General features: G+C 74.3%; 19 protein-coding genes. 2 read left to right on the top strand and 17 right to left on the bottom strand.

The window, feature by feature from the left end; translation table 11 throughout:
* Positions 1 to 69: 69 nt before the first annotated feature.
* The 3 genes from groES to ABZ576_RS18350 form a co-directional block, all read right to left on the bottom strand.
* The gene (gene groES, locus ABZ576_RS18360) at positions 70 to 378 is read right to left on the bottom strand and encodes a co-chaperone GroES (protein ID WP_039652762.1); all 309 of its coding nucleotides are present in this window, start codon (positions 376 to 378) and stop codon (positions 70 to 72) included.
* Positions 379 to 632: 254 nt separating this feature from the next.
* Positions 633 to 1,439 carry a polysaccharide deacetylase family protein gene (locus tag ABZ576_RS18355; protein WP_360741318.1) on the bottom strand — a complete coding sequence of 269 codons (807 nt, stop codon included), beginning with the start codon at positions 1,437 to 1,439 and terminating at the stop codon, positions 633 to 635.
* Positions 1,436 to 2,347 (bottom strand): polysaccharide deacetylase family protein, encoded by a 912-nt coding sequence (locus tag ABZ576_RS18350; RefSeq protein ID WP_360741316.1) that lies wholly within the window; start codon positions 2,345 to 2,347, stop codon positions 1,436 to 1,438. The genes ABZ576_RS18355 and ABZ576_RS18350 overlap by 4 nt, the downstream gene beginning before the upstream one ends.
* 90 nt (positions 2,348 to 2,437) lie before the next feature.
* Between ABZ576_RS18350 and ABZ576_RS18345 the strand changes: the two genes are divergently transcribed.
* Entirely contained in the window at positions 2,438 to 3,631 is a 1,194-nt protein-coding gene (locus tag ABZ576_RS18345; RefSeq protein WP_360741314.1) for a class I SAM-dependent methyltransferase, read from the top strand.
* Here ABZ576_RS18345 and ABZ576_RS18340 read toward each other — a convergent pair.
* From ABZ576_RS18340 to tsaB, 10 genes are all read right to left on the bottom strand, one after another.
* Complete coding sequence (locus tag ABZ576_RS18340; RefSeq protein ID WP_360741555.1) at positions 3,552 to 4,838, bottom strand: sigma-70 family RNA polymerase sigma factor; 1,287 nt, start codon at positions 4,836 to 4,838, stop codon at positions 3,552 to 3,554. The genes ABZ576_RS18345 and ABZ576_RS18340 overlap by 80 nt on opposite strands.
* Positions 4,839 to 5,201: 363 nt before the next feature.
* The gene (locus ABZ576_RS18335; RefSeq protein ID WP_360741312.1) at positions 5,202 to 5,558 is read right to left on the bottom strand and encodes a YciI family protein; all 357 of its coding nucleotides are present in this window, start codon (positions 5,556 to 5,558) and stop codon (positions 5,202 to 5,204) included.
* A gap of 176 nt (positions 5,559 to 5,734) precedes the next feature.
* Positions 5,735 to 7,111, bottom strand: coding sequence for an FG-GAP-like repeat-containing protein (locus ABZ576_RS18330; protein WP_360741310.1), 1,377 nt, complete (start codon positions 7,109 to 7,111; stop codon positions 5,735 to 5,737).
* 72 nt (positions 7,112 to 7,183) lie between these two features.
* Positions 7,184 to 8,239, bottom strand: coding sequence for an LCP family protein (locus ABZ576_RS18325; RefSeq protein WP_360741308.1), 1,056 nt, complete (start codon positions 8,237 to 8,239; stop codon positions 7,184 to 7,186).
* An 84-nt stretch (positions 8,240 to 8,323) separates the two neighbouring features.
* Positions 8,324 to 9,679 (bottom strand): endo-1,4-beta-xylanase, encoded by a 1,356-nt coding sequence (locus ABZ576_RS18320; RefSeq protein WP_360741306.1) that lies wholly within the window; start codon positions 9,677 to 9,679, stop codon positions 8,324 to 8,326.
* Between the two features lie 82 nt (positions 9,680 to 9,761).
* Positions 9,762 to 10,799 (bottom strand): LacI family DNA-binding transcriptional regulator, encoded by a 1,038-nt coding sequence (locus ABZ576_RS18315; protein ID WP_360741304.1) that lies wholly within the window; start codon positions 10,797 to 10,799, stop codon positions 9,762 to 9,764.
* A gap of 304 nt (positions 10,800 to 11,103) precedes the next feature.
* Positions 11,104 to 11,361 carry a hypothetical protein gene (locus ABZ576_RS18310; RefSeq protein WP_360741302.1) on the bottom strand — a complete coding sequence of 86 codons (258 nt, stop codon included), beginning with the start codon at positions 11,359 to 11,361 and terminating at the stop codon, positions 11,104 to 11,106.
* Positions 11,358 to 12,452 carry a tRNA (adenosine(37)-N6)-threonylcarbamoyltransferase complex transferase subunit TsaD gene (tsaD, locus tag ABZ576_RS18305; protein WP_360741300.1) on the bottom strand — a complete coding sequence of 365 codons (1,095 nt, stop codon included), beginning with the start codon at positions 12,450 to 12,452 and terminating at the stop codon, positions 11,358 to 11,360. The genes ABZ576_RS18310 and tsaD overlap by 4 nt, the downstream gene beginning before the upstream one ends.
* Positions 12,445 to 12,924 carry a ribosomal protein S18-alanine N-acetyltransferase gene (gene rimI, locus ABZ576_RS18300; protein WP_360741553.1) on the bottom strand — a complete coding sequence of 160 codons (480 nt, stop codon included), beginning with the start codon at positions 12,922 to 12,924 and terminating at the stop codon, positions 12,445 to 12,447. The genes tsaD and rimI overlap by 8 nt, the downstream gene beginning before the upstream one ends.
* Before the next feature lie 17 nt (positions 12,925 to 12,941).
* Positions 12,942 to 13,598 carry a tRNA (adenosine(37)-N6)-threonylcarbamoyltransferase complex dimerization subunit type 1 TsaB gene (gene tsaB, locus ABZ576_RS18295; RefSeq protein WP_360741298.1) on the bottom strand — a complete coding sequence of 219 codons (657 nt, stop codon included), beginning with the start codon at positions 13,596 to 13,598 and terminating at the stop codon, positions 12,942 to 12,944.
* Between the two features lie 113 nt (positions 13,599 to 13,711).
* Between tsaB and ABZ576_RS18290 the strand changes: the two genes are divergently transcribed.
* Positions 13,712 to 14,266, top strand: coding sequence for a hypothetical protein (locus ABZ576_RS18290; RefSeq protein ID WP_360741296.1), 555 nt, complete (start codon positions 13,712 to 13,714; stop codon positions 14,264 to 14,266).
* Between the two features lie 465 nt (positions 14,267 to 14,731).
* On the opposite strand, the gene tsaE is transcribed toward ABZ576_RS18290, so the two are convergent.
* From tsaE to ABZ576_RS18270, 4 genes are all read right to left on the bottom strand, one after another.
* Positions 14,732 to 15,244, bottom strand: a complete 513-nt coding sequence (tsaE, locus tag ABZ576_RS18285; protein ID WP_360741294.1) for a tRNA (adenosine(37)-N6)-threonylcarbamoyltransferase complex ATPase subunit type 1 TsaE — start codon at positions 15,242 to 15,244, stop codon at positions 14,732 to 14,734.
* Positions 15,210 to 16,469 (bottom strand): alpha/beta hydrolase, encoded by a 1,260-nt coding sequence (locus ABZ576_RS18280; protein WP_360741292.1) that lies wholly within the window; start codon positions 16,467 to 16,469, stop codon positions 15,210 to 15,212. Before ABZ576_RS18280 ends, tsaE begins: the two co-directional genes overlap by 35 nt.
* A 114-nt stretch (positions 16,470 to 16,583) precedes the next feature.
* On the bottom strand, positions 16,584 to 17,753 hold the full coding sequence (gene alr, locus ABZ576_RS18275) for an alanine racemase (protein WP_360741290.1): 1,170 nt from the start codon (positions 17,751 to 17,753) through the stop codon (positions 16,584 to 16,586).
* A gap of 58 nt (positions 17,754 to 17,811) precedes the next feature.
* Positions 17,812 to 18,741: a L,D-transpeptidase gene (locus ABZ576_RS18270; protein WP_360741288.1), complete on the bottom strand. Its 930-nt coding sequence runs from the start codon at positions 18,739 to 18,741 to the stop codon at positions 17,812 to 17,814.
* Between the last annotated feature and the right edge of the window lie 9 nt (positions 18,742 to 18,750).

Below are 18,750 nucleotides of genomic sequence, written 5' to 3'. Positions count from 1 at the left end.
GGGCGCCCGGCTTCTTGGTGGTCGCGGGGGCCAGGGGCGCAGCTCAAAGCAAATGGTTGCTTCGAGGGATTACTTCTCGATGATCGCGAGCACGTCGCGAGCCGAGAGGACGAGGTACTCCTCGCCGTTGTACTTCACCTCGGTGCCGCCGTACTTGCTGTAGAGGACGACGTCGCCGACCTTGACGTCGAGCGGCAGGCGCTCGCCGTTCTCGAACCGGCCCGGGCCCACGGCGAGGACGGCGCCCTCCTGGGGCTTCTCCTTCGCGGTGTCCGGGATGACCAGGCCAGAGGCCGTGGTCTGCTCGGCGTCCAGCGGCTGGACCACGATGCGGTCCTCGAGCGGCTTGATGGCAACCTTGGAGCTGGCGGTCGTCACGATCCGACCTCCCCCTTCGGAGATCTCACGGGGTTAACTGTCTGAGGTGGCGACCAGGTCGATCCGTCGTCGCGGGTGCCGGACCTGCCCGTCGCGTTTGTTGGCACTCTCCAGGGGGGAGTGCCAGACCTGAGACTATGACCGCGATTAGCACTCGGTCAAGCGGAGTGCCAATGCCGCGCGGCGCGTCGGCCGGATTCGCCCGCGCCGGGCCGTCCACCGGCCCGGCCGGCGCCGACGCGGGAGGGCGGCGGCTAGAGGTAGTCCTCCAGGCGTCCGACCGTCAGTCCCCGTTCCTGGACCCGGCGCAGCACCCGCACCGTGCGCTCGCGCAGCGGCAGGCGCGTCGACTCGTCGGGGCCCACCAGGACGATGTCGCCCGGGCGCAGCTCGTGGGGGCCGTGGGTGTAGCCGAGGCCGGCCGCGGTGAGGGCGGCGCGCCACAGCACGACGGTGGAGATGCCGCAGTCGGCCGCCGCGCGCAGGGTGGTGGCGTCGTAGGAGCCGTAGGGCGGGCGGAAGAGACGGGGGCGGACGCCGAGGCGGGCGCGGAGGCGGTCCTGCTGGCCGCAGATCTCGGCGCGCTGGCCGGCGTACGGCAGTCCGGCCGGGGCCCGGTGGTCGACGGTGTGGTTCTGGATGCCGGCGCCGAGCGCGCGCAGCCGGGCGAAGTGGCCGTAGCCGGGGGCGGCGACGCTGTCGGTGAGGAACAGGGTGACCGGGAGGCCGAGTTCGCGGACCATGTCGACGAAGCGGGGGTCGCGTTCGGCGCCGTCGTCGTAGGTGAGGAAGACGACCGGATCGCGGGTGGCGACGCGGTCGACCACCGGGGGCGGGGTGTGCGGCCCCGGCCGCGCGGTGAGCGGCCGGGCGGGGTGGCGCGGGGAGCGGGCGAGCGGCCGGCTCAGGCCCCAGTGCCGGTAGCCGCGGTCGGCGGCGGGCCCGTGCGGGCGTACCCCTTCGGCGGCCTTCTTGCCGAGCCGCTCGATGGGGTCGACGGACTGGGCGCAGCCGGTGAGGAGCAGGGCCGAGGCGAGGACCGCGGCCCGCAGGCGCCTCACAGGTAGTCCTCCAGGCGGGCCACGGCGTAGCCCTCGCGCGTGACCTTGTTCAGGAAGCGGCGCATGTCGTCCACCATCGTGCCGTCCCAGTCGTCCCGGCCGCGGAAGTGGGTGAGGACGATGTCGCCGCGGCGCAGCCGCCGGTCGTCCTCGCGGTACTCCCAGTGGTCGACGAAGACCTCCTCGTTCCAGATCGGCGCGTACTTGATGCCGCACTCCTTGGCGGCGACCAGGGTGTCCTGGTTGTAGTTGCCGTAGGGCGGGCGGAAGACGGTGGGCGCCTTGCCGAAGCGTTCCTTCATGACGGCCTGCATGCCGCAGATCTCGTCCTTCTGCTCCTCGTAGGACAGGCCCGGCAGGTAGGGGTGGTGCAGCGTGTGGTTGTTGAGGGTGTTGCCGTAGGACTGCATCCGGCGGAAGTAGGCGTAGTCGTCCTTCACCAGGTAGTCGCTGAGGAAGGCGGTGTACGGGATCCTGAGCTCCCGCATCATGGCCAGGAACCGCGGGTCCTTCTCCGCGCCGTCGTCGATCGTGAGGAAGACGACCTTCTGCCGGGTGGGGATCGTGGTGAAGACGGGGGGCAGGTCCCAGTCGTCCTGGTGGTCCACCTCGAACCCGTCGCGTGCGGTGATCCTCGGCTTCACCGCGGGCGGCCGCGGAGGGGCCAGCGGGACCTGGTCCAGCCCCCAGCGCCGGGCGGCGGCGACCAGGCGGGCGTGCTCGGCGGCCCGGCGCGCCGCCGGGTCCTGGGGCTGGGCGGGGCCGCCCTGGCCGGGCGCGCTGCGCACGGAGCCGGGCCCGGAGCAGCCGGAGAGCAGGGCGGCGGTGGCCAGCGTGACGGCTCCGCCGCCGCGGGCCAGCCGACGCAGACATGCCCGGCTTTTGTCATTTTGTACTACTGCTCGCATGGTGCCGGATCCTCCCAGGCCCCGGCCCGCGACCCGGGCCGACACCGCCGCCGGAGGCGCACCATCCACCGACTGGCCCACAATGACCCGGTGAACGACCTCGCTCTGCTCCTCACCCCCGAAGGCCGCGCCCTCCTCGACGAGGTGCGCGACACCGAGCCCGCCCAGGAGCTGGCCGTGGCCACCCGGCTGCGCCGGGACCACCCGGCCGAGCTGGTGTCGGCCGCACTCGGCCAGGCCCGGCTGCGGCAGCGGGCGGTGGCGAAGTTCGGGGCCGCGGACGCCGGGCGCATGTTCTTCACGCCGAACGGGGTCGAGCAGTCGACGCGGGCCGCCGTGGCGGCGTACCGGGCCCGGCGGTTCGCGGAGCTCGGCGTGACCCGCGTCGCCGACCTGTGCTGCGGCATCGGCGGGGACGCGATCGCGCTCGCCCGGGCCGGGATCCGGGTGCTCGCCGTGGACCGGGACCCGCTGACGGCGGCGGTGGCGCGGGCGAACGCGGAGGCGCTGGGGCTGGCCGGCCTGATCGAGGTGCGGGAGGCCGACGTCACCGAGGTGGACACCACCGGGTACGACGCGGTGTTCGTCGACCCGGCACGGCGGGGCGGGCGCGGCCGCATCTTCGATCCCGAGGCCTATTCGCCGCCCCTGTCCTGGGCGGTCGGCGCGGCCCGCACGGCCCCCCGTGCCGCACTGAAGATCGCCCCGGGCATCCCGCACGAGGCGGTGCCCGCCGAGGCCGAGGCCGAGTGGATCAGCGACGGCGGGGACGTGAAGGAGGCCGTGCTCTGGTTCGGGACCGGGGCGCCGGGCGCCGTGCGGGCCACACTGCTGCCCGGCCCGCGCTCCCTGCTCGGCCGCGGGCTGCCCGACCCCGCGGTGCGGCCGGTGGGGCGGTACCTGTACGAGCCGGACGGTGCCGTGATCCGCGCGCACCTGGTCGCGGAGGTGGCGGACGAACTCGACGGCGGGCTCGTCGACCCGACCATCGCCTACGTCACCGCCGACGCACTGCGGCCCACCCCGTACGCCACGGCATACGAGATCACCGACCGGCTGCCCTTCAACGTCAAGAAGCTCAAGGCCCTGCTGCGGGAGCGCGAGGTCGGCACGCTGACCGTGAAGAAGCGCGGTTCGGCGGTCGAGCCGGAGGAACTGCGGCGGAAGGTCAGGCCGCAGGGGCCGAACGCGGCCACCGTGTTCCTCACCCGGGTGGCGGGGGCGCCGACGATGCTGATCGGGGCGCCTGCCCGGACTCCGGCGCAAGCACCCGCGCGCGACTGAGCAGCAGCTCCCGTTCCCGGTCGTTGCGGGCCAGGCCGGCCGCCCGCAGGAACTCCGCGCGGGCTTCCTCCGTCCGGCCGAGCCGGGTCAGCAGGTCGCCGCGCACGCTGGGCAGCAGGTGGTAGTCGCGCAGGGCGGGGGCGGCGGCCACCGCGTCGACCAGCTCCAGGCCCCGCGCCGGCCCGTCGGCCATCGACACGGCGACCGCGCGGTTGAGTTCGACCACCGGGGACGGCGCGCGGGCGGCCAGCAGGCCGTACAGGGCGGCGATGGCGTGCCAGTCGGTCTCCTCGTAGGTGTACGCGTGCGCGTGGCAGGCGGCGATGGCGGCCTGGAGGGCGTAGGGGCCCGGCGGGCCGCTCGCCGTGGCTCCGGCGCGCTCCAGGGCGCGGACCCCGCGCGCGATGAGCATGCGGTTCCAGCGGCGGCGGTCCTGGTCCCTCAGCAGCACCGGCGCGCCGTCCGGGCCGGTACGGGCGGCGGTGCGGGACGCCTGGAACTCCAGCAGCGCGGTGAGGCCGTGCACCTCGGGCTCCCCGGGCATCAGCGCCGACAGCACCCGGGCCAGCCGCAGCGCGTCCTCGCACAGGCCGGGGCGCAGCCAGTCGTCGCCGGCGGTAGCGGCGTAACCCTCGTTGAAGACCAGGTAGATGACGTCCAGGACCGAACCGAGGCGGGCCTGCCGGTCCGGCCCGTACGGCACCTCGAAGGCGACGTTCCGGGTGGCGAGGGTGCGCTTCGCCCGGACGATCCGCTGGGCGATCGTCGGCTCCGGGACGAGGTAGGCACGGGCGATCTCGGCCGTGGTCAGGCCGCCGAGCAGGCGCAGGGTGAGCGCGGTGCGGGCCTTCGGGGACAGCACCGGGTGACAGGTGGTGAAGACGAGCCGGAGCAGGTCGTCGTCGATGTCGTCCGGGTCGGCGGGCTCCTCGGGCGGGGCCGCGGTCTCCAGGTCCCGGCCGATCTCGGCGAGCTTGCGGGCGTAGGTCTCCCGGCGCCGGATCAGGTCGACGGCCCGGTGCCGGGCGGTGGCCGCCAGCCAGGCGCCGGGGTTGTCGGGCACTCCCTCCCGGGGCCACCGCTCCAGCGCGGCGACCAGGGCGTCCTGCGCGAGTTCCTCGGCGATGCCGACGTCCCGCACGATCCGGGCGACACCGGCGATCACCCGCGGCGACTCCAGCCGGAAGACGGTCTCGATCGCGCGCAGGGCGCCGGGCCGCGCGGCGCCGTGCGGCGGCCCGCCGGGCGGCTGGGCTCCACCAGAAGGCCGAGGTCCGGCGAGGGGCTGCGGTCCGGCGGGCGGCTGGGCTCCACCAGAAGGCCGAGGTCCGGCGAGGGGCTGCGGTCCGGCGGGCGGCTGAGGCCCGGCCGGCGGCTGAGGCCCGGCCGGCGGCTGAGGCCCGGCCGGCGGCTGAGGCCCGGCAGGCGGCTGAGGCCCGGCCGGCGGCTGAGGCCCGGCCGGCGGCTGAGGCCCGGCCGGCGGCTGCGGTCCGGCGGGCGGCTGTGTCGTCGTGGGCTGTGGTTCCACAGCCCACATGCAACACCCCGCGGGCCACCGGGCCAAACGGCCTCAGCCCTCGGCGATCTCCCGCAGCTCGCAGGCGAGCCGCCACTCCGGGCCGTGGATCTTCAGGAAGCGCTGGGTCCACTCCAGCGCCTCGGCCCGGTCCTTGCACTGCATGAGCGCGTAGCCGCCGACGACCTCCTTGGACTCGGTGAACGGCCCGTCGGTGACGGACGCCTTCTCGCCGTCCCAGTCCACCCGGGCCGCCTCGGCGGACGGGGTCAGCCCGGCGGTGTCGAGCAGGACACCGGACTTCGTCATCTCCTCGATCAGCTCACCCATCCGCCGCATCAGCTCCGGGCCGGGGCCCCCGGCGGGCGCGGCGGACTCGTCGATGCGCACGAGCGACAGGTAGCGGGGCATGGTGACTCCTTCGGCAGCGGCGGCGGGGCCGTTCCCCGCCGCTCACCCCTACGTCGAACGGCACCCGCCCGGATCGACACGGGCGGGGGAATTTCCCCGGATTTTTTTCCGCCGCCCCTCGCGCCGCCGGGTCGGCACGGCACGCCGCCCGGATCACCCGACGGGGCGGCCCGCCGCTACTTCAGCTCGGAACCGAACGCCGCCTTCGTGTACGGCGCCTTGACCGCCTTGCCGCCGAAGACCAGGGCACCGTCGGTGACCAGGCCGGACGGGCGCCCGCGCAGCACCCATACCGCCCCGTTGCCGCCGTCCTCGCCGGCGGCGGAGGCGGTCAGTTCGGCCCGCCCGTCGCCGTCGAGGTCGAGGAGGCGGACGGCCCCGCCGAAGGCGTCGCTGCGCTCGGCGGTGCCGGGGACGCCCCGGGTGTTCTGCGTGAAGGCCTGGGCGCCGGTGCCGGTCAGGCCGGTGCGGCTGCCGCGCAGCACGTCGACCGCGCCGGCGGCGCCGTTCTCCCCCGGCACACCGACAGCCACGTCGGCGAAGCCGTCGCCGGTGACGTCGCCGACGGCGACCGAGGCGCCGAACCGGTCGCCGGTCTCCGCGGTGCCGGGCACCCCGGGCGTGTTCTGCCAGTACGCCCGCCACGTGCCGACCGGGGAGAGGCCGGTGGCGGAGCCGTACGCCACCCAGATCCGTTCGTCGGCGATGTAGGTGGTGACGAGGTCGTCGTAGCCGTCGCCGTTCAGGTCGCCGAACGCCACCGGACCGTCTCCGGCGGGGTAGGACTGGGTCGGGGTGAGGCCGGAGGGGCCGTTGACGTACAGGCGGGTGCAGTGGCTGCCGTCTCCGCAGTAGACGGACAGGGCCAGTTCGGCGCGGCCGTCGCCGTCGAGGTCGCCGGTGGCTCCGTCGTGGACGTCCACGGACCGCAGGCCGTCGGGGTCGAGCGGGGTCCGGGCGGCGGGGGTGCCGCTGCGCCCCACCGGGCCCGTCCAGAGGGTGGCGGTGGTGCCGACGGGGTCGTCGCCGGGGGCGAAGCCGGTGCGGAACAGGGCCAGGTCGAGACGCCCGTCGCCGTCGAAGTCGCCGGTCTGGGTGTCGGTGGCGGGGATCTGCCTGCCGCCGGCCAGGCCGCGCGGCCCGCCCCAGACCACGACCGCGTCGGCGCGCGCGGAGCCGGTGCCGACGACGAGGTCCGCGTACCCGTCGCCGTCCAGGTCGCCCTTGGACACCTGGACGCCGAAGCGCTCGCCCTTGGCCGGGCTGCCGGGAATGCCGGCGGTGGCCCGGCTGACCACCGTGCGCCGGCCGGTGGACACCCCGTGCGGGCCGCCGTACAGCACGGTGACGTAGCCCGCCCTGCTCTGGCCGCCGACCGTGCCGTGCGGGGCGCCGACGGCCAGGTCGGCGTAGCCGTCGCCGTCGAAGTCGTCGCGCACCGGTGCGGTGCCGGGCGGCGGGGCGGCGGACGCGGCCGGCACTGCGAGCCCCAGGGCGGACAGCCCCAGGGCCAGCGGCAGCGCCCAGCGGACGTGGGAACGCGAGCGGAACAACGGAGTACCCCCAGGTGTACGGCTGTGGTGTCACCGCAGCAGACCGGCGGGCCGGCCGAAGGGTTGTGCGGCTCAGCGCAGGGACGCCCACAGCTCGCTCGCCGCGGGCTCGTCGGCGATCACCCGGTTGGGGTCGGAGGGCGCCGTGACGACCGGCATGGTCACGGTCTCCACCCGGCCGGCGGTGAGCCCCTTCAGACTCCGGCCGAGACCGACCAGTTCGCCCAGGGAGTCCAGGCCGGTGTCGGTGGTGAGGCCGGTGGTGACGGCGTCGGCGACCCGGTACAGCGCGGCCGGGTCGGTGAGCAGGTCCGTGCCGGCCATCTGCTCCAGCAGCGCTTTGACCAGCGTCTGCTGGAGACCTATGCGGCCCAGGTCGCTGCCGTCGCCGATGCCGTGCCGGGTGCGGGCCAGGGCCAGGGCCTGTTTGCCGTCGAGGTGGTGGGTGCCGGCTTCCAGACGCAGATGGCTCTGGTCGTCGTCGATGTCCTCGGTGGTGGTGACGTCGACCCCGCCGAGCGCGTCGACCAGTTCGGCGAAGCCGGAGAAGTCCACTTCGAGGTAGTGGTCCATGCGGACGCCGGTGAGCGACTCGACGGTCTTGACCGCGCACACCGGACCGCCCACCGAGTAGGCGCTGTTGAACATCGCGCCGTACGCCACCGCGGTGGTGCCGCCGGAGGCCAGCGGGCAGGACGGGCGGGTGACGAGCGTGTCGCGGGGGATGCTGACGACGGTGGCGCCGGTCCGGCCGGCGTCGATGTGCACGACCATCGCGGTGTCGGACCGGGCGCCGGAGCCGTCGCCGCCGCCCAGCTCCCGGTTGGCCGTGCCGCTGCGCGAGTCCGAGCCGAGGACCAGGATGTTCAGGGAGCCGGTGGGCAGCGGCGAGGCTGTGCCCGAGGCGGTCGTGGACGGCGTGACCACCGCCCGGGCGGGCCGGTCGTCACCGAGCGCGTTGTCGATGTCGACGCCGGTGATGTTGTCGTTCAGGTGCCGGTAGGCCCAGCCGGCCGCCGCCGTCGCCAGCACCAGGGCGCCCGCCAGGGCCAGGCCGGCGATCCTCAGCGCTCTCGACCGCCGGCCCGCCGGTCCGCCCGCGTCGCCCCGCTCCTCGTGTCGCGTCACGGCAGGAACGTACGTCCGGATTATGAAGGGAGTGTTAGCGGCAGCCGTGGGAGGCGGATTCTCGGGAAATTCTCATCCGGCGGCTCAGCCGAGTGTCACCGCCGGCACCGGATTGGTACCGCTCCAGGAGGCGTTGAATCCGAAGGTGACCGAACCGCCGTCCGGCACCGAGCCGTTGTAGGAGGCGTTGGCGCAGGACACCGCCGTGCCGGACTGGGTGCAGGTGGCGTTCCACGCCTGGGTGATCCGCTGGCCCGCCCCGTAGGTCCAGTTCACCTTCCAGGAGGACAGCGAGGCACCGGAGCAGGAGATCCTCACCTGGCCGGTGAAGCCGGTGTTCCACTGGCTGGTGACGGTGTAGGCGGCGGTGCAGGCGCCCGTCGGCGGCGGGGTCGTACCGCCGCCGCCCAGTGCCTCCGCGATGCCGTAGTACGCCGGTTTCGGCCGGTAGTCCTCGTCGTACGGCGTCGCCGCCCCGTAGCCCGGGAAGGTGCCCGGCACCCAGGAGTCGGAGTCGGTGAAGCCCCACACGGTGACGTTGACGCACCGGGCGACGGCGGCGCACGCGGCCACCACGGACTTGAAGTCGGCCTCCTGCTGGGCCAGTTCCGCGCTGTCGGCCGGCAGCTGCATCCGGACGTCCAGCTCGGTGATCGCCACGTCCACGCCCAGGTCGGCGAAGCGCTGGATGTTCTGCTGGAGCGTCGAGGGCACCTGGCCGAGGATCAGATGGGCCTGGAGGCCGACGCCGTCGATCGGGACGCCCTGCTGCTTGAGGGACTTGACCAGGTTGTACAGGGCGGTGGACTTCGCGTTCACCCCCTCGACGTTGTAGTCGTTGATGTACAGGTCGGCGTCCGGGTCGGCCGCGTGCGCCCAGGTGAGGGCGTCGGCGATGTAGCCGGGGCCGAGGCCGTCGTGCCAGAGGGTGGAGCGGTAGGTGCCGTCCTCGTTGAAGGGCTCGTTGACGACGTCCCAGGCGGCGATCCGGCCCTTGTAGCGGCCGACCTCGGTGTCGATGTGGCTGCGGAGCAGGTCGCTCAGCTGGGCGGAGGTCCAGCTGCCGTCCGTCAGCCAGCCCGGGTTCTGGCTGTGCCAGACCAGTGTGTGGCCGCGTACCTGCTGGTCGTGGGCCTGGGCGAAGGCCACGATCTGGTCGGCCTCGGTCCAGTTGAAGCTGCCCCGGGCAGGCTCGACGCTCTCCCACTTCATGGCGTTGCCGGGGGTGACGGCGCTGAACTGGGTGCCGGTGATGTCGCCGTAGGTGCCGGTGAGTTTGGATCCGGTGACGGCGGTGCCGAGGACTTTGCCCTTGGCCGCGGCGAGGTCGCGCAGCGGGGTGTCGGCGGCCCGGGCGGTCCCCGTGCCGGCGGCGAACAGGCCCACGGCGGCGACCAGCGCGGCCAGGCCGGCCCGCAGGGAGGTTCTGGAGGATCTCATGGCGGGTGCCTCCGAAAGTTTCGGTCGTACAACCGATTGACTTCGGAGGAGTGTGGGGGCGGACACCCCACCCGTCAATACGTCAACTTCCGGCCACGGCAGGCGCCGCCGTGCTGGAGCGCACCACCAGACTCGTCGCCAGCTCCACCCGGGTCGCGGCCCGCTCCTCCTCGGCACGCCCGAGTTCCAGCACCAGCCGGGCCGCGGCCTCGGCCATCTCGGTCAGCGGCTGGCGCACGGTCGTCAGCGGCGGCCCCACCCAGCGGGCCACCGGCAGGTCGTCGAAACCGACCACGCTGAGGTCCTCGGGGATGCGCAGGCCCAGTTCGCGGGCGGCCTCGTACAGCCCGAGCGCCTGGAGGTCGTTGCCCGCGAAGACGGCGGTGGGCCGGTCCGGGCGGCGCAGCAGCTCCAGTCCCAGGCGGTAGCCGGCGTCGTGGTGGAAGTCGCCGGTCAGCACGAGCCCGGGGTCGACGGGCAGCCCGGCCGTCTCCAGGGCCGCCCGGTAGCCGTCCACGCGGGCCCGGCTGCACATCATCCGGGACGGGCCGCTGATCGCACCGATCCGGGTGTGCCCGAGTTCCACGAGGTGGCGGGTGGCGGCCAGGCCGCCCTGCCAGTTGGTGGCGCCGATGGACGGCACGTCCGGGCCCGGGTCGCCCGCCGGGTCCATCACCACGAAGGGGATGGAGCGGCTGGTCAGCAGGGCCCGCTGGGACTCGTCGAGTCCGGACAGCACCAGCACCACGCCGTGCGGGCGGCGGGCGGCGACCTGGTCGGCCCAGGTCCGCCCGGGGGTGAGCCGGCCGGCCGACTCGGACAGGACCACGCTCAGTCCGGCGTCCCGGGCGACGTTCTCCACACCGCGGATGACCTCCATCGCCCAGGCGCTCTCCAGCTCGTGGAAGACCAGGTCGATCAGGGGCGAGCGGGATGCCTCGGCACGGCGGCGGCGGTAGCCGTGGGCCCGCAGCAGCTCCTCGACGCGGCTGCGGGTCGCGGGGGCGACGTCCGCACGGCCGTTGAGGACCTTCGAAACAGTCGGAGCGGACACCCCGGCCTCACGGGCGATCTCGGCAAGTGTCGCCGTCTGCGACTGCGCGGGCTTCGAAGGCTTCATGTCCGGGATCGTATCCCCGCGCGGCGCCGGGACGTAGCTCCCGCCGCCGGACCGGCCATCGAACAGTCGGTGCCTGAACCGAAACATTCGGCACGGACCGACCCCGGAAACGCCGACACCCCGCCTCCGGTGACCCGGGGGCGGGGTGTCGAGTGGAGCGCCGGGCAGGCCTTGCACCTGCATCTCCCCGCAGGAAGCGGGACGTCTTTCCTTGGACCACCAACGCACTTGCGTCCGTACCGGAGTTCCGGCCGTTCGCTGTGTGATGATCATAGCGCAGTCGGGGCCGTTCCCTCAACACGGCTCAGCCGTCCGCCACCGCCTCGAAGCGCCAGCGGTGCACCGCCCGGGTCACCGACTCCGCGGGCGGCTCGGGCAGTTCGGGGAGAGGGGCGTCGTACGGGGCGTCCCACCACGTGATGACCAGGACCCGGTCCTGCGGCGCCCGGAGGGTCTCCCGGCGCAGCGGGGCCGGGGTGAGCTCCTGCCGCCGCACCCAGGCCAGCAGCTGGGCGCCACGCCCCTCGGCGGCCCGGGCCTCCCACATCAGCGCCACCGTCACGAGTACAGGTTCTCCTCGCCGACCTCGTGCACATGGTCGTGGCCCGGGACGTGCGGGTCGGTCACCGGCAGGGAGGAGTCGGCGGACAGGTCCCAGCTGGAGGCGGCCCGGTTGCGGGCGACCATCTCGGCGCCGAGCGCGGCCACCATCGCGCCGTTGTCCGTGCACAGCTTGGGCCGGGGCACCCGGAGCCGGATACCGGCCGCCTCGCAGCGCTCCTGGGCGAGCGCGCGCAGCCGGGAGTTGGCGGCGACACCGCCGCCGATCATCAGGTGGTCGACGCCCTCGTCCCGGCACACCCGGACGGCCTTGCGGGTCAGCACGTCGACCACGGCCTCCTGGAAGGAGGCGGCCACGTCGCGGACCGGGACCTCCTCGCCGGCCGCCCGCTTCGCCTCGATCCAGCGGGCCACGGCGGTCTTCAGACCGGAGAAGGAGAAGTCGTAGGCGGGGTCGCGCGGGCCGGTGAGGCCGCGCGGGAAGGCGATCGCCGCCGGGTCGCCCTCGCGCGCGTACCGGTCGATGACCGGACCGCCCGGGAAGCCCAGGTTGAGCACGCGCGCGATCTTGTCGAAGGCCTCGCCGGCCGCGTCGTCGATGGTCGAGCCCATCGGGCGGACGTCGGAGGTGATGTCCTGCGACAGCAGCAGGGAGGAGTGGCCGCCGCTGACCAGCAGGGCCATCGTCGGCTCCGGCAGCGGCCCGTGCTCCAGCTGGTCCACGCAGATGTGCGAGGCGAGGTGGTTGACGCCGTACAGGGGCTTGCCGAGGGCGTAGGCGTACGCCTTGGCGGCCGAGACACCGACCAGGAGCGCGCCGGCGAGGCCGGGGCCGGCGGTGACCGCGATGCCGTCGAGGTCCTTGGCGGAGACCCCCGCCTCCTTCAGGGCGCGGTCGATGGTCGGGACCATCGCCTCCAGGTGCGCCCGGGACGCCACCTCGGGCACGACGCCGCCGAAGCGGGCGTGCTCGTCGACGCTGGAGGCGACGGCGTCCGCCAGCAGGGTGGTGCCGCGGACGACGCCGACGCCGGTCTCGTCGCAGGAGGTCTCGATGCCGAGTACGAGAGGCTCGTCGCGGGAGTCAGCCATTGATCTCGGTTCCTTGTACGGATGCGGAAGGGTCGGTCAGGCGCATCACCAGGGCGTCCACGTTGCCCGGCTGGTAGTAGCCGCGCCGGAAGCCGATGGGGGCGAAGCCGAAGCGCTCGTAGAGCCGCTGGGCGCGGACGTTGTCGACCCGGCACTCGAGCATCACCTCGTGGCACTCGAACGCGGTCGCCGCGCGCAGCAGCTCGGTCAGCAGGCGGGCACCGAGGCCGGTGCCCTGGTGGTCGCGGGCGACGGCGATGGTCTGGACGTCGGCCAGCTCACCGGCGGCGGCCAGGCCCGCGTACCCGACGATCCGGCCGTCGTCGCCGGACTCGGCGACGAGGTAGCACCGGGTGGCCCCGGCGCCCCGGGCGTGGGCCAGTTCGGACCAGAACATGCCCCGGGACCAGGCGTCCTCGGGGAACAGGTCCTTCTCCAGGACGAGGACCGGGTCGATGTCCCACCAGCGCATCTCGCGCAGTCGCACGGTCACTTCGGCGTGACCACCTTGTAGTTCTTGGGGACCTGGGCGTCCGGCCGGCGCAGGTACAGCGGCCGGGGCGCCGGGAGGTCCTCGCCCGCGGCCAGCTTGCCGGCGGCGAGCGAGGCGAGGGCGGCGGCGGACACGTGCTCGGGTTCGTGGGCGCTCGGGAACGTGTCCGGGTAGAGCAGCGCGCCCGCGCCGACCGCCGGGAGCCCCGCGACCTGCTCGGCGATGTCGGCGGGGCGGTCCACGGCCGGGCCGGTCAGGCGGGTGCGGGAGTCGGCGTACGTCGCCCAGTAGACCTCCTTGCGGCGGGCGTCGGTCGCCACGACGAAGGGGCCCGTCTCGATGTCGGCGGCGTAGGCGAGGCCGTCCAGGGTGCACACGCCGTACACCGGGACGCCGAGCGCCAGGCCGAACGTGTCGGCGGTCATCAGGCCGACACGCAGGCCGGTGTAGGGGCCGGGCCCGGTGCCGACGACGATCCCGGTGACGGCCTCCAGTTTCAGACCGGCCTCGGTGAGGACCCGGTCGACGGCCGGCAGCAGCAGCTCGCCGTGCCGGCGCGCGTCCACCTGGCTCGACGAGGCGATGACGTCGCTGCCGTCGTGCAGCGCGACGGTGACGGCGGGTGTTGCGGTATCCAGAGCGAGCAAGAGCACGCGAACAGCCTACGGCGCCCGCGGCTCGGGCACGGCCGTCCGGGACGAACGGTTACCGGCTGCTACGGTCTGTACGAAGTACGACATATGGCGCGAGGCAGAGGTGGGCGCAGGTGGCAGGGACCAGCTCGGTGATCGTGGCCGGCCTCACCGCGGCGGCTCTGGGGACGGTCGGTTTCCTCGCCCACCGGGCCGAGGAGACCGGCCCGGGCCCGGGCGGCAAGCCGGCGGCGCACGCCTCGCCCGCCGCGGTGGTGACGAAGGCGCCCCGCGACCGGCACAACCCGACCGCCCTGCCGGGCGGCTCCGGATCGGGTGAACGGGTCGTGTACTCGGTGGACGACGACCGGGTGTGGCTGGTCGGCGCCGGGAACCGGGTACAGCGCACCTTCCGGGTGACCCCGGGCACCGTCGACCCGCCGCCGGGCGTGTACTGGGTCACCTCCCGTTCGAACGCGGTCACCGGCACCGACGGCACCCCCATCGAGCACGTGGTGCGGTTCACCAGCGTGGAGGGGGTGGTGATCGGGTTCAGCGCGGCGGTCGACGGTGTGCCCCGCGCGGCCGACCCGGGCGTGCGGACGGGCGGCATCCGGGAGACCCGGCGGGACGGGGACGCGATGTGGCGGTTCGCGACGATCGGCGTGCGGGTCGTGGTGATCCGCTGACCGGCGGCGGCCGGCGCGCGGGCCGGGCGGCGCGCCGCGCCTCAGGCCGCCTCCGGCCGCTCCTGCGCCGGCTCGGGCAGCCGCCGGGGCTCCGGGTCGCGCGGCGGCCGGGAGACGGCGTCCGCCGCCGCGCAGGACGCCAGCAGGTCGCGCATGGAGACACCGGCAGACCCGGCAGACCCGGCGGACACGGCGGACACGGCGGACACGGCGGATACGCCGCCGGATACGGCGGGCCGGGGCTGCCGCGGGGGCCGCGGTGCGGTCATGGACGCCTCCTGAGGTGCGGGGGCGGGCGTAGTTAGGTACACCTAACTACGGGCTGGCCACCATGTCACCACGCCCGGTACGTCCTGCGCAATACGGTTCCGACAGCTTGTCGGAACGTTTCCCGGCCCCGGCCGGCACCTGGCGGGGCCGGCGGCGGTTGTGCGGCCTCACCCGGCCGGCGGCGGTCGCGCAGCCTCAGCCGGCCAGCGTCTCCAGGCCCGCGTCGGCCCACCGCTTCCCCAGCCCGGCCACGGTCACGTGCCGCACCTCGTCGGTGGTGTCGCCCACCGCCCGGTGGATGAGGACCTGGAGCCGGTCCTCGGTCAGCTCCTCGACCTTGCCCTCGCCCCACTCGACGACGACCACCGAGTCGGGCAGCGAGACGTCGAGGTCCAGGTCCTCCATCTCGTCCAGGCCGCCGGAGAGCCGGTAGGCATCGACGTGCACCAGGGGCGGGCCGTCCACGAGGGACGGGTGCACCCGGGCGATCACGAAGGTCGGCGAGGTGACGGCGCCGCGCACGCCCAGGCCCTCGCCGAGCCCCCGGGTCAGCGTGGTCTTGCCCGCGCCGAGCTCGCCGGTGAGCATCACCAGGTCGCCCGCGCGCAGCAGCTCGGCCAGTCGGCGGCCCAGCTCGCGCATCTGCTCGGGGGAGGTGACGGTCAGCCGGGTCTCAGCGGGGTGGTGCGGTGCTGCTGGTGCTTCCATAGCCACTTACGGTAGCCCCTGCGGGCACCGCGCCCGCGCGGGTGAGCAGGTCGGCGAGGCGGTCGGTGACCACTTCGGGGTGCTCCAGCATCACCAGGTGACCGGCGTCCGGCACGAGCACCAGTTCGGCGTCGGGCAGGAGGTCGGCGATGGCCTCGCTGTGCTCACTGGGCGTGACCAGGTCCTGGACGCCGGCCAGCACGAGCACCGGCATGTCCCGGAAGCAGCCGAGCGCCTCCGTCTTGTCGTGGTCGGTGAAGGCCGGGTAGAACTCGGCGACCACGTCGATCGGCGTGGACTCGATCATCCGCTCCGCGAACCGCTCGACCGCCGGATCGACGTCCCGGCCCGCGAACGAGTACCGCTTGATGATCCCGGCGAACAGGTCGGCGGTGGCCCGGCGTCCCTTCTCCACGAGCTCCGCCTGCTGTCCGAGCGCCCGCAGCACGCCGGGCAGGATCCGGCGCACCGCGTTGACGCCGGCCACCGGAAGCCCGAAGTTGACCTCGCCGAGCCGCCCGGAGGAGGTGCCGACGAAGGCGGTGGCGACGACCCGGTCGCGGATCAGCTCCGGATACTCGGAGGCGAGCGCCATCACGGTCATGCCGCCCATCGAGTGGCCGACCAGCACCACCGGCCCGTCCGGTACGGCGGCGTCGAGGACGGCCTTCAGATCCCGGCCGAGCTGGTCGATGGTGAGCGGCACCCCGTCGCGCATCTGGGCCACGCCCCGCCCGGAGCGCCCGTGGCTGCGCTGGTCCCAGTGCACGGTCCGGACGACCCCGCGCAGGGCCGCCCGCTGGAAGTGCCAGGCGTCCTGGCCGAGGCAGTAGCCGTGGCAGAAGACGACGGTGACCGGGGCGGGCGCCTTGCGGCCGAAGAGCCGGCGCCGGCGCGGCGAGACGTGCGGCCCCGGGTCGGGCTCGGTCTCGTCGACCTCGTAGTACAGCTCGGTGCCGTCGTCGGCGTACGCCTTGCCGGGGGTGCCGCGCAGGGTGCCGTACGGTCCCGCGGAGTCCAGCGCCAGCCGGGCCTTGCGGCGCATCCCGCGCCCCACCGTCATCCGCTCGATGGCGACGCCGGCCGCCGCGCCCGCGGCGAGGACGCCTATCGCGGCACCGGCGATGCCGGTCGCCCTGCGCCAGCTCCCGGCCGCCCCCGCGGCGGAGGCGGCGGCCGCCGAGGCGACGACGTCCGCCACGGCCTCCGCGCTGCTCTCGCTCACGTACCGCTCCTCTTCGCCGTACTGCCGTTCGCCTGGGTGGGGTGGAACAGGTGGTGCCGCCGCGCCCGCGCGGGACCGCCGTCACCGGTGGTCCGGGGCGCCGCTCGGAACGGGTTACCCGAGTTCTTCCCCGTTCACATAGACGCGGGGAACGCGCGTTCCGATGCGCGTGACGATCTCGTACGCGATCGTGCCGCACGCCTGCGCCCAGTCCTCGGCGGTGGGCTCACCCCGGTCGCCGGGTCCGAACAGCACCGCCTCGGTGCCCACCGGGGGCTCGTCGCCGCCCAGGTCCACCACGAACTGGTCCATGGCCACCCGCCCGGCGACCGTCCGCCACTTGCCGTCGACCAGCACCGGGCCGGTGCCCGAGGCGTGCCGCGGGATGCCGTCCGCGTAACCGACGGGGACCAGGCCGAGGGTGGTCGCGCCCGGGGTGACGTAGTGGTGGCCGTAGCTGACGCCGTGTCCGCCCGGGACGCGCTTGACCAGGGCCAGGGAGGCGCTGAGCGTCATCACCGGGCGCAGCCCGAAGTCCGCCGGGGTGCCCAGCTCCGGGCTGGGCGAGACGCCGTACATCGCGATGCCCGTGCGGACCAGGTCGAAGTGGGTGCCGGGCAGCGTGAGGGTGGCCGGCGAGTTGGCGATGTGCCGCACCTCGGGCCGCACGCCCTGCTCCTCGGCGTACGCCACGACCTCCCGGAACCGGTCGACCTGGGCGGCGATGGAGGGGTGCCCCGGTTCGTCGGCACACGCGAAGTGCGACCACAGCCCGGTGATCCGGACCAGGCCCTCGGCCTCCGCGCGCAGGGCCGCGCCCACCAGCTCGGCCCAGTCCTCGCCCGGCTGGCAGCCGTTGCGGCCGAGGCCGGTGTCGGCCTTGAGCTGCACGCGCGCGGTCCGGCCGGCCTCGCGGGCGGCGGCGGTGACCTCGCGCAGGGCCCACATTCCGCTCAGCGACACGTCGATGTCGGCCTCGATCGCCTGCCGCCAGGGGCCGCCGGGCGCCCACAGCCAGCACAGGATGCGGCCGGGCAGCCCGGCCGCGCGCAGCGCCAGGGCCTCCTCGGCCGTGGCCGTGCCGAGCCAGCTCGCCCCGGCCGCGAGCGCGGCGCGGGCACAGGGCACCGCCCCGTGGCCGTACGCGTCGGACTTGACGACGGCCATCACGGCGGCGCCCTTCGCCCGGGCGCGCAGGGCCCGCACGTTGGCGCGCAGGGCGCCCAGATCGATCTCGGCCCGGGCGCGCAGGGCGGCGGTCGGCACAGCTGCTGTCTCACTCATCGCGCCCCCAGTCTCTCAGAGGCCGCCGACCGCCCTCCGGCGCCGCCCCCCGCCCCGCTCAGGTACCCGGCCGGCGCCCCCACACGTACACCTTGTCGCCCTTCTTCAGCACGTCCCACAGCTTGCGAGCGTCACCGAGCTCCAGGTTGACGCAGCCCATGGAGCCGACGGTGGTGTGGATGCTGCCGTACACGGCGTGGAAGGCCTGGCCGCCGTCGAAGAACTGGGCGTACGGCATGGGCTGGGCGTACAACGTCGACCAGTGGTTCTTGTGCCGCCAGTAGACGGTGTGCCAGCCCTTGCGGGTGGCGTACCCCTTCCGCCCGCTGCGCATGGGAACGGGCCCGAAGACCACCTTGCTCCCCTTCTGCACCCAGGTGAGTTGCCGGTCGAGGTCGACGCAGGCGACACGGTACGACTTCACCGGGCACTTCCCGGCGGCGTTCGGGTTCTTCCCGGCCGACAGCAGCATCATGGTCGACCAGGTGACGGGGCCGGCGAAGCCGATGGCGGGCTTGATCTTGTACTTCACCTGGAACGCCCGGATGGCCTTGCAGTCGGCGGCGGACTGCTTCCCGTCCACCGTCAGCTTCAGCCACTTCTCGACCTGCTTCTGGTAGGGCCCGGTCTGCTTGCTGCACGACACCTTGCCGACGGCGTCCCCCAGCGGCACGTACTCGATGAGGTCGTACGTCCCCGGCGCCGCGCCCTTCGGCTCGACGGCGTCCTCCGCCTTCGTCGGCGTGTACACCTTCGGCGGCAACGCCTGGTCGGGCGTGTCGATCTGCCAGGGCTGGGCGGGGCCCGGGGGCACACCGGGGACGAGGTCGGAGAGGGGCACGGGGGGTGCGGGCGAGGCCGCGCCCCGGCCGGCGCGGGCCGTGGACACGGCGGGTACGGCGGCCACGGCGGTGCCGGCCGCCGGGGCGAGCGTCGCCGCGGCGAGCAGCACCGCGAGGCTTCGACACGTGACAAGTGGGCTGATCATGCGATCAGC

It is taken from the genome of Streptomyces sp. NPDC013455 (assembly GCF_040632975.1).
Taxonomy (GTDB): domain Bacteria; phylum Actinomycetota; class Actinomycetes; order Streptomycetales; family Streptomycetaceae; genus Streptomyces.
The sequence above is the reverse complement of the archived record's forward strand: the minus strand, read 5'-3'. Positions and strand labels throughout refer to the sequence as shown.

Bases quoted from the DNA above. Each gene is read 5' to 3' on its own strand.
- ABZ576_RS18315 (WP_360741304.1), bottom strand. From the start codon at position 10,799: ATGAAGCCTTCGAAGCCCGCGCAGTCGCAGACGGCGACACTTGCCGAG.
- ABZ576_RS18350 (WP_360741316.1), bottom strand. From the start codon at position 2,347: ATGCGAGCAGTAGTACAAAATGACAAAAGCCGGGCATGTCTGCGTCGG.
- tsaD (WP_360741300.1), bottom strand. From the start codon at position 12,452: ATGGCTGACTCCCGCGACGAGCCTCTCGTACTCGGCATCGAGACCTCC.
- alr (WP_360741290.1), bottom strand. From the start codon at position 17,753: ATGAGTGAGACAGCAGCTGTGCCGACCGCCGCCCTGCGCGCCCGGGCC.
- ABZ576_RS18320 (WP_360741306.1), bottom strand. From the start codon at position 9,679: ATGAGATCCTCCAGAACCTCCCTGCGGGCCGGCCTGGCCGCGCTGGTC.
- rimI (WP_360741553.1), bottom strand. From the start codon at position 12,924: ATGCGCTGGTGGGACATCGACCCGGTCCTCGTCCTGGAGAAGGACCTG.
- ABZ576_RS18335 (WP_360741312.1), bottom strand. From the start codon at position 5,558: ATGCCCCGCTACCTGTCGCTCGTGCGCATCGACGAGTCCGCCGCGCCC.
- ABZ576_RS18270 (WP_360741288.1), bottom strand. From the start codon at position 18,741: ATGATCAGCCCACTTGTCACGTGTCGAAGCCTCGCGGTGCTGCTCGCC.
- tsaE (WP_360741294.1), bottom strand. From the start codon at position 15,244: ATGGAAGCACCAGCAGCACCGCACCACCCCGCTGAGACCCGGCTGACC.